General features: G+C 65.5%; 13 protein-coding genes. 3 read left to right on the top strand and 10 right to left on the bottom strand.

The annotated features are described in order from the left end of the window. Position 1 precedes the first annotated feature (1 nt). Complete coding sequence (locus BLS74_RS15510) at positions 2–1,282, top strand: amidohydrolase family protein (protein ID WP_093107727.1); 1,281 nt, start codon at positions 2–4, stop codon at positions 1,280–1,282. Between the two features lie 2 nt (positions 1,283–1,284). On the opposite strand, the gene BLS74_RS15515 is transcribed toward BLS74_RS15510, so the two are convergent. The 8 genes from BLS74_RS15515 to icd all read right to left on the bottom strand — a co-directional run bounded on the left by BLS74_RS15515 (position 1,285) and on the right by icd (position 9,742). Continuing rightward, positions 1,285–1,806 (bottom strand): GNAT family N-acetyltransferase, encoded by a 522-nt coding sequence (locus BLS74_RS15515; RefSeq protein WP_093107729.1) that lies wholly within the window; start codon positions 1,804–1,806, stop codon positions 1,285–1,287. A gap of 4 nt (positions 1,807–1,810) precedes the next feature. Beyond that, positions 1,811–2,107 carry a putative quinol monooxygenase gene (locus BLS74_RS15520; protein WP_093107731.1) on the bottom strand — a complete coding sequence of 99 codons (297 nt, stop codon included), beginning with the start codon at positions 2,105–2,107 and terminating at the stop codon, positions 1,811–1,813. Between the two features lie 15 nt (positions 2,108–2,122). After that, positions 2,123–2,527, bottom strand: coding sequence for a DUF3224 domain-containing protein (locus BLS74_RS15525; protein WP_093107733.1), 405 nt, complete (start codon positions 2,525–2,527; stop codon positions 2,123–2,125). A gap of 18 nt (positions 2,528–2,545) precedes the next feature. Continuing rightward, positions 2,546–3,985, bottom strand: coding sequence for an exodeoxyribonuclease I (sbcB, locus tag BLS74_RS15530; RefSeq protein WP_093107735.1), 1,440 nt, complete (start codon positions 3,983–3,985; stop codon positions 2,546–2,548). Between the two features lie 2 nt (positions 3,986–3,987). Beyond that, positions 3,988–5,445 (bottom strand): cardiolipin synthase, encoded by a 1,458-nt coding sequence (cls, locus tag BLS74_RS15535; protein WP_093107737.1) that lies wholly within the window; start codon positions 5,443–5,445, stop codon positions 3,988–3,990. Positions 5,446–5,536: 91 nt separating this feature from the next. Then, the gene (gene clpA / locus BLS74_RS15540; RefSeq protein ID WP_093107739.1) at positions 5,537–7,858 is read right to left on the bottom strand and encodes an ATP-dependent Clp protease ATP-binding subunit ClpA; all 2,322 of its coding nucleotides are present in this window, start codon (positions 7,856–7,858) and stop codon (positions 5,537–5,539) included. A 54-nt stretch (positions 7,859–7,912) separates the two neighbouring features. After that, positions 7,913–8,272 carry an ATP-dependent Clp protease adapter ClpS gene (gene clpS, locus BLS74_RS15545; RefSeq protein ID WP_093107850.1) on the bottom strand — a complete coding sequence of 120 codons (360 nt, stop codon included), beginning with the start codon at positions 8,270–8,272 and terminating at the stop codon, positions 7,913–7,915. Positions 8,273–8,482: 210 nt separating this feature from the next. Then, positions 8,483–9,742 (bottom strand): NADP-dependent isocitrate dehydrogenase, encoded by a 1,260-nt coding sequence (icd, locus tag BLS74_RS15550; protein WP_093107741.1) that lies wholly within the window; start codon positions 9,740–9,742, stop codon positions 8,483–8,485. A 192-nt stretch (positions 9,743–9,934) separates the two neighbouring features. Between icd and BLS74_RS15555 the strand changes: the two genes are divergently transcribed. Next, positions 9,935–10,252 (top strand): hypothetical protein, encoded by a 318-nt coding sequence (locus tag BLS74_RS15555; protein WP_093107743.1) that lies wholly within the window; start codon positions 9,935–9,937, stop codon positions 10,250–10,252. 154 nt (positions 10,253–10,406) lie between these two features. After that, complete coding sequence (locus BLS74_RS15560) at positions 10,407–10,859, top strand: DUF192 domain-containing protein (protein WP_093107745.1); 453 nt, start codon at positions 10,407–10,409, stop codon at positions 10,857–10,859. Positions 10,860–10,919: 60 nt separating this feature from the next. On the opposite strand, the gene BLS74_RS15565 is transcribed toward BLS74_RS15560, so the two are convergent. Together BLS74_RS15565 and xseA are read right to left on the bottom strand one after the other, a co-directional pair. Further along, positions 10,920–11,501: a superoxide dismutase gene (locus tag BLS74_RS15565; protein ID WP_093107747.1), complete on the bottom strand. Its 582-nt coding sequence runs from the start codon at positions 11,499–11,501 to the stop codon at positions 10,920–10,922. 47 nt (positions 11,502–11,548) lie between these two features. Continuing rightward, positions 11,549–12,859, bottom strand: coding sequence for an exodeoxyribonuclease VII large subunit (gene xseA / locus BLS74_RS15570; protein ID WP_093107749.1), 1,311 nt, complete (start codon positions 12,857–12,859; stop codon positions 11,549–11,551). Between the last annotated feature and the right edge of the window lie 145 nt (positions 12,860–13,004).

The raw sequence follows: 13,004 nt of genomic DNA on the forward strand, positions 1-13,004 counted from the left end.
CATGCTCGATCTGCTCGTCCAAAACGCCACGCTACCCGACGGTCGCAGCGGCATGTCGATCGCGGTGCAGGGCGGCCGCATCATCGAAGTCACCGCAGGGCTCGATGCGCCGGCTGCTGAAAAACTCGACGCCCAGGGCCTGCTGGTCGCGCCCCATTTCGTCGACCCGCACTTCCACATGGACGCCACGCTGAGCTACGGCCTGCCGCGCGTCAACCAGAGCGGCACGCTGCTCGAAGGCATTGCGTTGTGGGGCGAGCTCAAGCCGCTGCTCACGGCCGAGGCACTGATCGAGCGCGCACTCGCCTACTGCGATTGGGCAGTCGCCAAGGGCCTGCTCGCGATCCGCAGCCATGTCGACACCAGCGACCCCAGCCTGCTCGCGGTGGATGCGCTGCTCGAAGTCAAGCGGCGCGTGGCGCCTTACCTGGACCTGCAGCTGGTCGCTTTCCCGCAGGACGGTGTGCTGCGTTCGCCCGGTGGCGTCGACAACCTGAAGCGCGCGCTCGACTTGGGGCTAGACGTGGTCGGCGGCATTCCGCACTTCGAACGCACCATGGCCGACGGCGCCGCGAGCGTGAAACTGCTGTGCGAGCTGGCCGCCGAGCGCGGCCTGCCGGTGGACATGCACTGCGACGAATCGGACGACCCGCTTTCGCGCCACATCGAGACGCTGGCCTTCGAGGCGCAGCGCCTGGGCTTGCACGGCCGGGTCACGGGCTCGCACTGCACCTCGATGCATTCGATGGACAACTACTACGTGAGCAAGCTGCTGCCGCTCATTGCCGAGGCCGGCGTCAGCGTGATCGCGAATCCGCTGATCAACATCACCCTGCAGGGCCGCCACGACAGCTACCCCAAGCGGCGCGGCATGACGCGCGTGCCCGAGCTGATGGCCCAGGGCGTGAACGTCGCCTTCGGCCACGACTGCGTGATGGACCCCTGGTACGGCATGGGTTCGGGCGACATGCTCGAGGTCGCGCACATGGGCCTGCACGTGGCGCAGATGACCAGCCAGCGCGGCATCCGGCAGTGCTTCGATGCAGTCACGGTCAATGCCGCCAAGGTCTTCGGGCTCGACGGCTATGGCCTCGAAACGGGTTGCGATGCCAGCTTCGTGCTGCTGCAGGCGCGCGATCCGGTCGAGGCGATCCGGCTGCGCGCGACGCGGCTCAAGGTGTATCGCAAGGGCCGGCTGCTGGCCGAGACGCCGGCTGCGACGGCGGCCCTGCACCTGGCGGACCGGCCGGCGGCCACCGCCTGGATGCATCCGAAGAACTGATCTCAGGCCGGCGCAGCGACCGCGCGCCACATGTGGACCTTCGACAGGAAGGTGCCGCCCTGCGCGATGGCGAACGGTTCGACGCCGAAGGCGGCAAAGCCGCAGCGCTCGTAGAGGGCCTGCGCGGCATCGTTGCCCTGGGTCACCGTCAACTGGACCAGCCTGACGCCCTCGCGCGCGGAGGCCTCCGCGAGCAGGCCCAACACCAGCTCACGGCCGAAGCCGCCTTGCCGGGCGGCCGGCGCGACATACATGCCGAACAGGTTCGCCTTGTGCCGCGACTTCTCGCGCGACTCGAACAGGATGCCCGCTGCGCCCGCAAGAAGGCCCTTGTGGTCGAACGCACCCAGCACGATCTGCGGTGCCGTCGGTGAAACATCGAGCCGCGACGTCCACCACGACAGCGGCAAGGCCTCGCGCTCGGCCACCGTGGAGGTGAAGGCATCGGGATGGCGCCCGTAGGCTTCGAGCATCAACGCCCGGTAGGCCTCGGCGTCGTCGGGGGTCAGGCGGCGAAGGCTCACGGTCTCACAGCTTGACGGGCTCGGCCTCGTAGATCTGGATCGTGGGCGCCGCCGCAGCAAGCCCGCCGACCGCCTTGGCGAAGGCACGCGAGGCCGGGACCGCAAAGTGGGCCAGGAGTGCCGCGCGATCTACCCATTGCTCGACGAAGACCAGGCGCAGCGCGTTTTCCGCGTCGCGGTGCACGGCATGCGAGATGCAGCCCGGCTCGGCGCGCGAACGGCGCACGTGTTCGAGGCTCAGCGCGAGGACTTCGTCCACGGTGTCGCTCTTGGCGAGGATGTCGCCGGTCACAAGAATCATGAGACTCTCCTTGGGTCACGCGCCTTCGGGCAGGCTGTAGTCGAAATCGTAGAAATGCTTGCCGTCTGCGATGCGGATCGCCAGCCTGCCTGCAAGGCCGGCGAGCTGGCCGGTGGCCGAATCCGGCACGACGGTGATCGACAGCTGCTGCTCGCCGCGCGTCATGGTGCCCGTGTGCTGCAGGACGAAGCTGCCCTCGCGGCCGTGCAGCGTCGCCGCCACGCGCTCGATGGCCACGTAGCCGGCCGATCCAAGCGTCGTCGTGACGGCGCTCAGCATCTCGCCCTGGCCGGTGCCCGCGAGGTCGCCGCTGAACTGCTTGTCGAGCGACATCCTGCCGAGCGTCGCGCCTTCGGTCTGCTCGCTCTGCCAGAGCGGCCGCATCTTCACTTCGAAGGTGCCGCTTGCCTTTTTGTTCATGGGTGCTCCCTCTCTTCCTCAAACCGCGGGCGCGATCGCCTCGGCGTATTTGTAGAGTGCGCCGAGGATCTCTTCGCCGCGCTCATCGGCCGTCTCGGCCAGCACATCGATCTCGGCAAAGAGCTGGTCGACGTTGCGCACCCCGCCCTCGCCTTCGAGCAGGCGCGCGACGCGATGCGCCTCCCAGCGTTCGGTTTCGTCTTCGTCGAGGGTATCGGGAAAGTTGCGGGCCCGGTAGCGGAACAGCAGCTCTTCGAGCCGTGGATCGTCGAAGCCGGTGCGCGAATGTGCGAGCTCCGCCGGCGACAGGCTGCGCAGCTGGGTCAGCCGCCGGCGATCGCCATTGCCGACGAAGCCGCCGTAGAGGTCTTCGTCGACGTCCGGCGCTGCTTCGCGCGGCCGCTCGTAGACCTGGGGCCAGATCGCGCTCATGTCGGGCAAGGCGGCCGCCAGCGCGGCGTTGCGCAGCGCCGCTTCGAGGTCGATGCTCCAGCGCGTGGCCATGGCCGGCGCCAAGGTCTTCAGGTTGCCGACCACCATCGGCGACTTGTTCAGGTGCACGCTCTTCACCGGCAGGCGCAGCACGCCTTCGGGCAGATCGGCGCTTCGCGTGAAAAGGCGTTGGCGCAGCGTCGCCACGTCGAGGTCGCGCAGCTCGCTCGGGTCGTGCGCCAGGTCCCAGGCGATCAGCTCGTTCTTGTTGGTCGGATGGCTCGCGAGCGGCCACATCACGGCCAGGCAGCCGCGCTCGGCCGGGAACATGCCGGAGACATGCAGGAAAGGCCGTGCCGACTCGCGCGTGGCCGGCAGGCCCAGTTCGCTCGCGACCCGGTCTTTCCTGTGCAGCGCGAAGGCGAAGTCGAAGAGCTTGGGCTGCTTGTCGCGGATCAGCCGCGCCAGCGCGATCGTGGCGCGCACGTCCGACAGCGCATCGTGGGCCGATTCGTGGAGCAAGCCGTTGGCGCGCGCCAGGTCTTCGAGCTTGAAGCTCTGCGTGCCGTCGTCCTTTTTCGGCCATTCGATGCCGTCGGGACGCAAGGCATAGGTGAGCCGCACGACGTCGAGCAGGTCCCAACGGCCGCAGTCGTTCTGCCACTCGCGCGCATAGGGATCGATGAGGTTGCGCCAGAACAGGAAGCGCGTCACCTCGTCGTCGAAGCGGATGGTGTTGTAGCCGACGCCGATGGTGCCGGGCTGCGAGAACGCGCGTTCGATCTGCGCGGCGAACTCATGCTCCGGAATGCCGCGCTCGAGGCAGATCTGCGGCGTGATGCCGGTGATCAGGCAGGCCCCCGGGCTCGGCAGGTAGTCCGGCGCGGGCTTGCAGTAGATCATCATGGGCTCGCCGATCTCGTTGAGAGCGGCGTCGGTGCGGATGGCGGCGAACTGCGAGGGCCGGTCGCGACGCGGCACGGTGCCGAAGGTTTCGTAGTCGTGCCAGAGGAAGGTTTGGGACATCGTCAGAGCAAAGGTGAGAAAAGGCGTGCCGTCGCGTCGCCGAGCTGGGGAAGGAAGCTGCGCTTCCGGTTGGCGCGCACGGCCGCGGCGCTGTGAAGGTCGGTTTCGAACTGCGCGGCGAGCGGCTTGGCCAGCGCCGGACCATAGATCACGGCGCACACCTCGAAGTTGAGCCGGAAGCTGCGGTTGTCGAAATTGGCGGTGCCGATCATCGCGCAGTTGTCGTCCACCACCAGCGTCTTGGAATGCAGCATGCGCGCCTTGTATTCCCAGATCTTGACGCCGGCCGCGATGAGCTCGTCGTAGTAGGAGCGCGCCGCGGCGCTCACGATCAGCGAGTCGCTGCGCCGCGGCACCAGGAGGCGCACGTCGACGCCGCGCAGCGCCGCGCTGGTAAGCGCCATCAAGGCCGGTTCGCCGGGCACGAAATACGGCGTGGTGAGCCATGCGCGCTGCGCCGCCGAGTGGATGGCCGCGACATGCATGCGGTGGATGGCTTCGAGGCCGCTGTCGGGACCGCTGGTGACGATCTGCACCGGAATGTCACCCGCGCCCTCCTCGGCCGGCAGGCGCGGCAGCAGCCTGTCGATGGCTTCGTCCATCCGGCGCGGATCCTCGCCGGTGGCGTAGGCCCAGTCTTCGAGAAAGGTGGTCTGCAGCCAGCGCACCGCGCTGCCTTCGATGCACAGGTGGACGTCGTGATACGCGTCGGGCCGCACCCGCCGGTCTTCCTCGTCGGTGATGTTGACGCCGCCGGTGAAGCCCACGCGCCCGTCGCACACCACGATCTTGCGGTGGGTGCGGTAGTTGGTCACGGGCCGCAGCCGCCGGCCGATGCGGGTGTCGTGAAACAGCGCCACCTGGATGCCGGCGGCCTGCATCGGCGCCATGAACTTGCGGCCGATGCGCTTGGAGCCGAGGGCATCGAGCAGCAGGCGCACGGTGACGCCCTCTCGCGCGCGTTCGATCAGCAGGTCGCGCAGCGCGGTGCCGATCGTGTCGGGCTCGAAGATGTAGTACTCGAGGTGCACGTGGTCGCGTGCGCTGCCGATCGCTTCGAAGATGGCGTCGAAGGTGCTGGCACCGCCGGACAACAGGCGGGCCGCCGTCGCGCTCGACACCGGCAGGCCGCTGGCGGCGGTGCCCAGCGCGGCCATCTGCCGCAGGGCGGGCGGCGCACGTTCCGCGGCCTCGCGCAGCGTGGCGACGTCGGCCGGCGCCTGGGCGATCGCGCGGCTGCGCAGCCGCTTCAGGCGCTGCTTCTTCAAGCGCTGCGGCCCGAGGAAGTAGTAGATGACGAAGCCGGCGAAGGGCAGCAGCGCCAGCGAGAGGATCCAGCTCATCGTCGACACCGGCGCGCGCTTCTGCATCACGATCCAGACGGACAACACCGCGATGTAGCCGCTCCATGCCAGGGAGAGGCCGGTCTTCCATTCGTGGCTGAGCTCGGGGACGATCAAGGGCGAAAGAGGTCGGTGAATGAAAAAAGGCCGGTAGCGCAATGCTACCGGCCTTGGGAGTGGACTCCGGATGAGCGGACCAGCCCGTTGATCAGCCCGTTGCAGCCTCTTCCGCTTCGGGCTTGGCGCGCCCTTCCTTCTTGGGCAGCGGCTGGATGTCGAGCTGGACCTCTTCCTTGTCGTCGAGGTCCACCGTCAGGCGGCCACCTTCCTGCAGGCGGCCGAACAGCAGCTCGTCGGCCAGGGCGCGGCGGATCGTGTCCTGGATCAGGCGCTGCATCGGCCGTGCGCCCATCAGCGGATCGAAGCCCTTCTTCGCCAGGTGCTTGCGCAGCACGTCGGTGAAGGTGACGTCGACCTTCTTCTCGGCCAGCTGGGTCTCGAGCTGCAGCAGGAACTTGTCGACCACGCGCAGGATGATCTGCTCGTCGAGGGCCTTGAAGCTCACGGTCGCATCCAGGCGGTTGCGGAACTCCGGCGTGAACAGGCGCTTGATGTCGGCCATCTCGTCGCCCGCCTGGCGCGGGTTGGTGAAACCGATGGTCGCCTTGTTCATGGTTTCGGCGCCTGCATTGGTCGTCATGACGATGATGACGTTGCGGAAGTCGGCCTTGCGCCCGTTGTTGTCCGTCAGCGTGCCGTGGTCCATGACCTGCAGCAGCACGTTGAAGATGTCCGGATGCGCCTTCTCGATCTCGTCGAGCAGGAGCACGGCGTGCGGCTTCTTCGTGATCGCTTCGGTCAAGAGGCCGCCCTGGTCGAAACCGACGTAGCCCGGAGGCGCACCGATCAGCCGGCTCACCGCGTGGCGTTCCATGTACTCGGACATGTCGAAGCGGATCAGCTCGATGCCCATGATGTAGGCCAGCTGCTTCGCCGCTTCGGTCTTGCCGACGCCGGTGGGGCCGCTGAACAGGAAGGAGCCGATCGGCTTGTCTTCGCGGCCCAGGCCCGAACGCGCCATCTTGACCGCCGAAGCCAGCACCTCGAGGGCCTTGTCCTGGCCGAACACCACGCTCTTCAGGTCGCGCTCGATGGTCTGCAGCTTGCCGCGGTCGTCGTTCGAGACGTTGGCCGGGGGAATGCGCGCGATCTTGGCGACGATTTCCTCGACCTCGGCCTTGCTGATGGTCTTCTTGCGCTTGTTCGCGGGCAGGATGCGCTGGGCGGCGCCGGCCTCATCGATGACGTCGATCGCCTTGTCGGGCAAGTGACGGTCGTTGATGTACTTGGCACTCAGCTCAGCCGCGGCCTGCAGTGCAGCCACGCCGTATTTCACGCCGTGGTGCTCCTCGAAGCGCGACTTCAGCCCTTTCAGGATGTCGATGGTTTCCTGCACCGTCGGCTCGACCACATCGACCTTCTGGAAACGACGCGACAGGGCCGCATCCTTCTCGAAGATGCCGCGGTACTCGGTGAAGGTGGTAGCGCCGATGCACTTGAGCTGGCCGCTGGACAGCGCCGGCTTGAGCAGGTTCGAGGCATCGAGCGTGCCGCCCGAGGCCGCGCCGGCGCCGATCAGCGTGTGGATCTCGTCGATGAAGAGGATCGCGTTCGGCTTGTCCTTGAGCGACTTGAGCACGCCCTTCAGGCGTTGTTCGAAATCGCCGCGGTACTTGGTGCCGGCCAGGAGCGCGCCCATGTCGAGCGAGTAGACATGGGACTCCGCCAGGATCTCGGGCACGTCGTTCTGCGTGATGCGCCAGGCCAGGCCCTCGGCGATCGCCGTCTTGCCGACGCCGGCCTCACCCACCAGCAGCGGGTTGTTCTTGCGCCGGCGGCACAGGATCTGGATCACGCGCTCGACCTCGTACTCGCGGCCGATCAGCGGATCGATCTTGCCTTCCTTGGCAAGCTGGTTGAGGTTTTGCGTGAACTGCTCGAGCGGGGACGACTTCTCGTTCTTCTCGCCGCCGCCCTCCTCGCCTTCGCCGGAGGACGATTCGCTGCTGCCCTTGGCAGCTTCCGGCGGATCGCTCTTCTTGATGCCGTGGGCGATGAAGTTCACCACATCGAGGCGCGTCACGCCCTGCTGATGCAGGTAGTAGACCGCATGCGAATCCTTTTCGCCGAAGATCGCGACCAGCACGTTCGCGCCGGTGACTTCCTTCTTGCCGTTGCCGGTGGATTGCACATGCATGATGGCGCGCTGGATCACGCGCTGGAAACCGAGCGTGGGCTGGGTGTCCACATCGTCGGTACCCGCCACCTGGGGCGTGTTGTCCTTGATGAAATTGGTGAGCGACGCCCTGAGGTCGTCGACGTTGGCCGAGCAGGCGCGCAGAACCTCTGCGGCACTCGGGTTGTCCAGCAAAGCGAGCAGCAGGTGCTCCACCGTGATGAACTCATGGCGCTGCTGCCTGGCTTCGACAAAAGCCATGTGCAAGCTGACTTCCAGTTCCTGGGCAATCATGTGATTTCCTTTTGCCTTGCTGTAAATAAATTCTCAGATGGGTTGGAGCGCGATTTATTCAACCGGTTCACTGACGCACTGCAACGGATGCCCGGCCTGGTGGGCCGCTTCCATCACCTGATTGACCTTGGTGGCCGCCATGTCGCGGGAATACACCCCGCAGACGCCGCGCCCGTCGAGATGGATCTTGAGCATGATCTGGGTGGCGGTTTCCCGGTCCTTGTTGAAGAACTCCTGGATCACGACGATCACGAACTCCATCGGCGTGTAGTCGTCGTTGAGCATCACCACCTGATACATCTGCGGCGGCGCAGTTTTTTGGGGCCGCCGCTCGATCACGACCGCATCGCCGTCGTCCTGCCCCGGCTTCACGGCCGGCGGCGTAGGGGGAGTCGAGGGGATTTTGGTAGCCATGAAAATCATTTTATAGAGCCGCCGCCGGTTGTACTTGCGCAAGGGACACAACTGGTGGCGGCTTTGTGACATTCAAGACGGATGCCTGTGGAACTGCCGCCTCGGCGCATGCAAGCTGCGTGCCGCCAGCCCCAACGAAAAAGCCCCGGCGCCTTGCGGTGCCGGGGCTTTACACACCAGGGCGTCAGCCGGCGCTTCGGACGCCGGGATTTACATGTTGTCGATCATCACCTGACCGAAACCCGAGCAGCTGACCTGCGTGGCGCCGTCCATCAGGCGGGCGAAGTCGTAGGTCACCTTCTTGCTGGCGATCGATTTTTCCATCGAGCGGATGATCAGGTCGGCCGCCTCGGTCCAGCCCATGTGCCGCAACATCATCTCGGCCGAGAGGATTTCGGAACCGGGGTTCACGTAGTCCTTACCGGCGTACTTCGGCGCCGTGCCGTGGGTGGCTTCGAACATCGCGACGGTGTCGCTCAGATTGGCACCCGGGGCGATGCCGATGCCGCCGACCTGCGCCGCCAGCGCGTCGGACACGTAGTCGCCGTTCAGGTTCAGCGTGGCGATCACGCTGTATTCGGCCGGGCGCAGCAGGATCTGCTGCAGGAAGGCGTCGGCGATCGAGTCCTTGACGGTGATTTCCTTGCCGGTCTTGGGATTCTTGAACTTCATCCAGGGGCCGCCGTCGATCAGCTCGGCGCCAAATTCCTTGGCGGCCAGGCCATAGGCCCAGTCACGGAAGCCGCCTTCGGTGAACTTCATGATGTTGCCCTTGTGCACGATCGTCACGCTGGGCTTGTCGTTGTCGATCGCGTACTGGATCGCCTTGCGCACCAGACGCTCGGTGCCCTCGCGCGACACCGGCTTGATGCCGATGCCCGAGGTGTTCGGGAAACGGATCTTCTTGACGCCGAACTCGTCCTGCAGGATCTTGATGAGCTTCTTGGCCTTCTCGCTTTCGGCTTCGAATTCGATGCCGGCGTAGATGTCTTCCGAGTTCTCGCGGAAGATCACCATGTTGGTCTTGTGCGGCTCCTTGACCGGGCTGGGCACGCCCTCGAAGTACTGGATGGGGCGCAGGCAGACGTACAGGTCGAGCTCCTGGCGCAGCGCGACGTTGAGCGAGCGGATGCCGCCGCCGACTGGCGTGGTCAGCGGGCCCTTGATCGAGACCACGTAGTCGCGCACCGCATGCAGCGTTTCTTCGGGCAGCCAGACGTCGGGACCGTAGACCTTGGTCGACTTCTCGCCGGCGTAGACCTCCATCCACTGGATCTTTTTCTTGCCGCCGTAGGTCTTGGCCACTGCCGCGTCGACCACCTTGATCATCACGGGCGTGATGTCGAGGCCGGTACCGTCGCCCTCGATAAAGGGAATGATCGGCTGATCAGGCACATTGAGCGAGTTGTCGGCATTGACCGTGATCTTCTGGCCTTCGGCCGGGACTTTGATGTGCTGATAGCTGGACATGACGCAAGGGCTCCGGGATGAATTGAAGGCTGGAAGACACTAGGTTTCCAGCCGGCTGAATAGCCGTAGAATTTTAGACGCAACCGGAGGAGTCCGAAGGTTCTGTCAACCGAGTCCATATGGGTCTCGTTGTTGGCTGACCTTCTGCTGGCCGGGAGGCATTTTCAATCCATCTCCACAGAGGAACCCGTAATGAGCAAAGTTCTCGCAGTCATGATCGCCGGCCTGTTCGCCGTTGGCGCATACGCCCAGACGAAGCCCGCCGAAGTCGACCCCACAGGCAAGGGCAAGGCGGCCGAACGCGCCGAAGCCAAGAAGGACGCGAAGCCTGCCGGCCAAGTCAAAGCTCCGGGCGGCGACCAGAGCAAGGTGTCAGAGGGTAGCGGTGGCGTGACCGCCACTGGCGCCGACAAGGCCGCCCAGGCACGCCGTGACTCGCGCGACACGCGCCGCCAGGCCAAGGGTGGCGGCAAGAAGCCGGTTCCCGCGCAAGGCACCACGCCCCAGTAAGCTGGTTGGCACCAAAAAAGAAAGCGTTCTTCGGAACGCTTTCTTTTCGTCTGCACTCAAGAAGATGTAAGCTTCAAAGCAAATAGTCATGCCCGCATCAGCGGGCATTTTTTGTTTGTATTGCATTGCCACCCGCTTTATTGAAAGTCGATCCATGTTCCAGCGTTTTGTGGCCCTGCTTGCGCTGTCAGCTTCATTGATGACCTTTGCACACGGTCAGGAAGCTCAAACCAATCTCCAGCGCGTGAAGCTGTCCGCGGGCATGTACCAGATCGATGCGCAAGTCGCGCAGACCCCCGAACAGCGGCAGATCGGTCTCATGTTCCGCAAGGAAATGCCGCAAACCGAGGGCATGATCTTCGTGTTCGAGCAGCCCGCGACCCAGTGTTTCTGGATGAAGAACACCCTGCTGCCGCTGACCGCAGCCTTCGTGGCCGACGACGGCCGCATCGTCAACCTGGCCGACATGAAGCCCCTGACCGAGGAGTCGCATTGTTCCGAGGAGCCGGTTCGCTTCGTGCTCGAGATGAACCAAGGCTGGTTCGCCAAGAAGAACATCAAGAAGGGGGCGAAGCTCGGCGGCGAACTGTTTGCGGCCAGGCGCTGAGCATCGCCCGCCCATTAAAAAGCCGACCCGCGGGTCGGCTTTTTTTTGGTAAGCCTCGACTCAGCCGAAGTTCTTGGCCGCGAAGTCCCAGTTCACCAGCTTGGCCAGGAAGGTCTCCACATACTTGGGCCGCAGGTTGCGGTAGTCGATGTAGTAGGCGTGCTCCCAGACGTCCACCGTCAACAGTGCCGTGTCGCCCGTGGTCAGCGGCGTGCCCGCGGCACCCATGTTCACGATGTCCACCGAGCCGTCGGCCTTCTTCACCAGCCAGGTCCAGCCCGAGCCGAAGTTGCCCACCGCCGACTTCACGAAGGCCTCCTTGAAGGCCGCGTAGCTGCCCCACTTGGCATCGATCGCCTTGGCCAGCGCGCCGGTGGGCTCGCCGCCGCCCGCGGGCTTCATGCAGTTCCAGAAGAAGGTGTGGTTCCAGATCTGGGCGGCGTTGTTGTAGATGCCGCCGCTGGACTTCTTGACGATCTCCTCCAGCGGCAGGCTCTCGAACTCGGTGCCCTTTTGCAGGTTGTTCAGGTTCACCACATAGGCGTTGTGGTGCTTGCCGTAGTGGTACTCCAGCGTTTCCTTCGAATACTCCGGCGCCAGGGCGTCCAGCGCGTACGGCAGGGGTGGGAGGACGTGTTCCATGTCTTTTCTCGCGGGTTGGTTGTGAGACGAAGCATTCTAGAAAGGAATCACGTGGCTCGCGTCGGACGCCGTCCCGTCGTACCCGTTCGATTGACTGTCATGTCGACCGTGCCGTCGGCGAGGCGCGCGCGCACCGCGTCGCCGGGTGTCAGGCCTCGCACGCTGGTGACGGCCTGTCCCTGTTCGTTCGTGAGCCATGCGTAGCCGCGCTGCAAGACCAGCGCCGGATCCAGCAGTTGCAGGCGCAGAGCAGCCCGTTCGAGCCGTTCCTTGCGCTGAACCAGGGCACGCGTGAACTTGAGCGGCAACTCGGCCTGCAACGGCTGCTGCGCTTGCGCGAGCCGCTGCGTCCTCGAGAGCACGGCGTAGTGCAGTCGTTGCGCATGGTGAGCCAGGCGCAGTTGCTGGCGCGTCACCAGCGTCGAGGGGCGCCCCAGCCGACCCGCGGCCAGATCGAGGCGCTGGCTCAAGACATCGAGGCGCGCGGAAATCGCGTCGCGCAGCCGCTCTTCGAGCAGATCGAGCGCGCCGAGCCACAGATCGCGCGGCGCAGCGACGAGTTCGGCCGCGGCGGTCGGCGTCGGTGCGCGCAGGTCGGCACAGAAGTCGGCGATGGTGAAGTCGGTTTCGTGGCCGACGCCGCTGATCACCGGCACCGGGCTCTGCACGATCGTGCGCGCCAGCGACTCGTCGTTGAAGGCCCAGAGATCCTCGATCGAGCCGCCGCCGCGCACCAGCAGGATCAAGTCGACCGTCGGCTGCAGCGCGTAGAGCGACTGCAGCGAGCGCACCAGCTCCGCCGGCGCACCGGCGCCCTGCACCGCGGCCGGCGCCAACACCACAGGAATGTGCGGCACGCGGCGGCGCAATGCGCTGACGACGTCGTGCAAGGCTGCCGCGCCGAGCGAGGTCACGACACCGATCGCGCGTGGCATGGCCGGAAGCGGCCGCTTGCGGGCGGGATCGAAAAGGCCCTCGGCCTCCAGCTTCGCCTTGCGCTGCAGGAACTGCTCGAACAGCGCGCCCTGCCCGGCTCGACGCAGGCTTTCGACCACCAGTTGAAGGTCGCCGCGCGGCTCGTACACCGCCAATCGGCCGCGCACCTCGACCTGGTCGCCATCGCGCGGCGAGAAATCGAGCAGGCCTGCGGCGCGCCGGAACATGGCGCACCGCAACTGGCCGGATTCGTCTTTCAGTGCAAAGTAGCAGTGGCCGCTGGCCGCACGCGAGAAGCCGGAAATCTCGCCGCGCACCGCGACCGGATTGAAGCGAGCATCGAGCGCATCGGCCACGGCGCGACACAGTGCGCCCACGGCCCAGACCCGCGGTCCCGCCGGAATTGCTTCACGCTCGCTCATGTCGAGGCGGTGTTACAGATGAACAGTCGTCCACAAGCGCGGCGGCGGTCTCCCGGCCGCACGAGGCATCCGCACGACACCCACGACTCCACGTACAAGCCATTGATTTGATTGAAAAAAGTGCTGCTCAAAATTCAGTCGATCC

The sequence above is a fragment of the Variovorax sp. CF079 genome (genome assembly GCF_900101545.1).
GTDB lineage: Bacteria > Pseudomonadota > Gammaproteobacteria > Burkholderiales > Burkholderiaceae_C > Variovorax.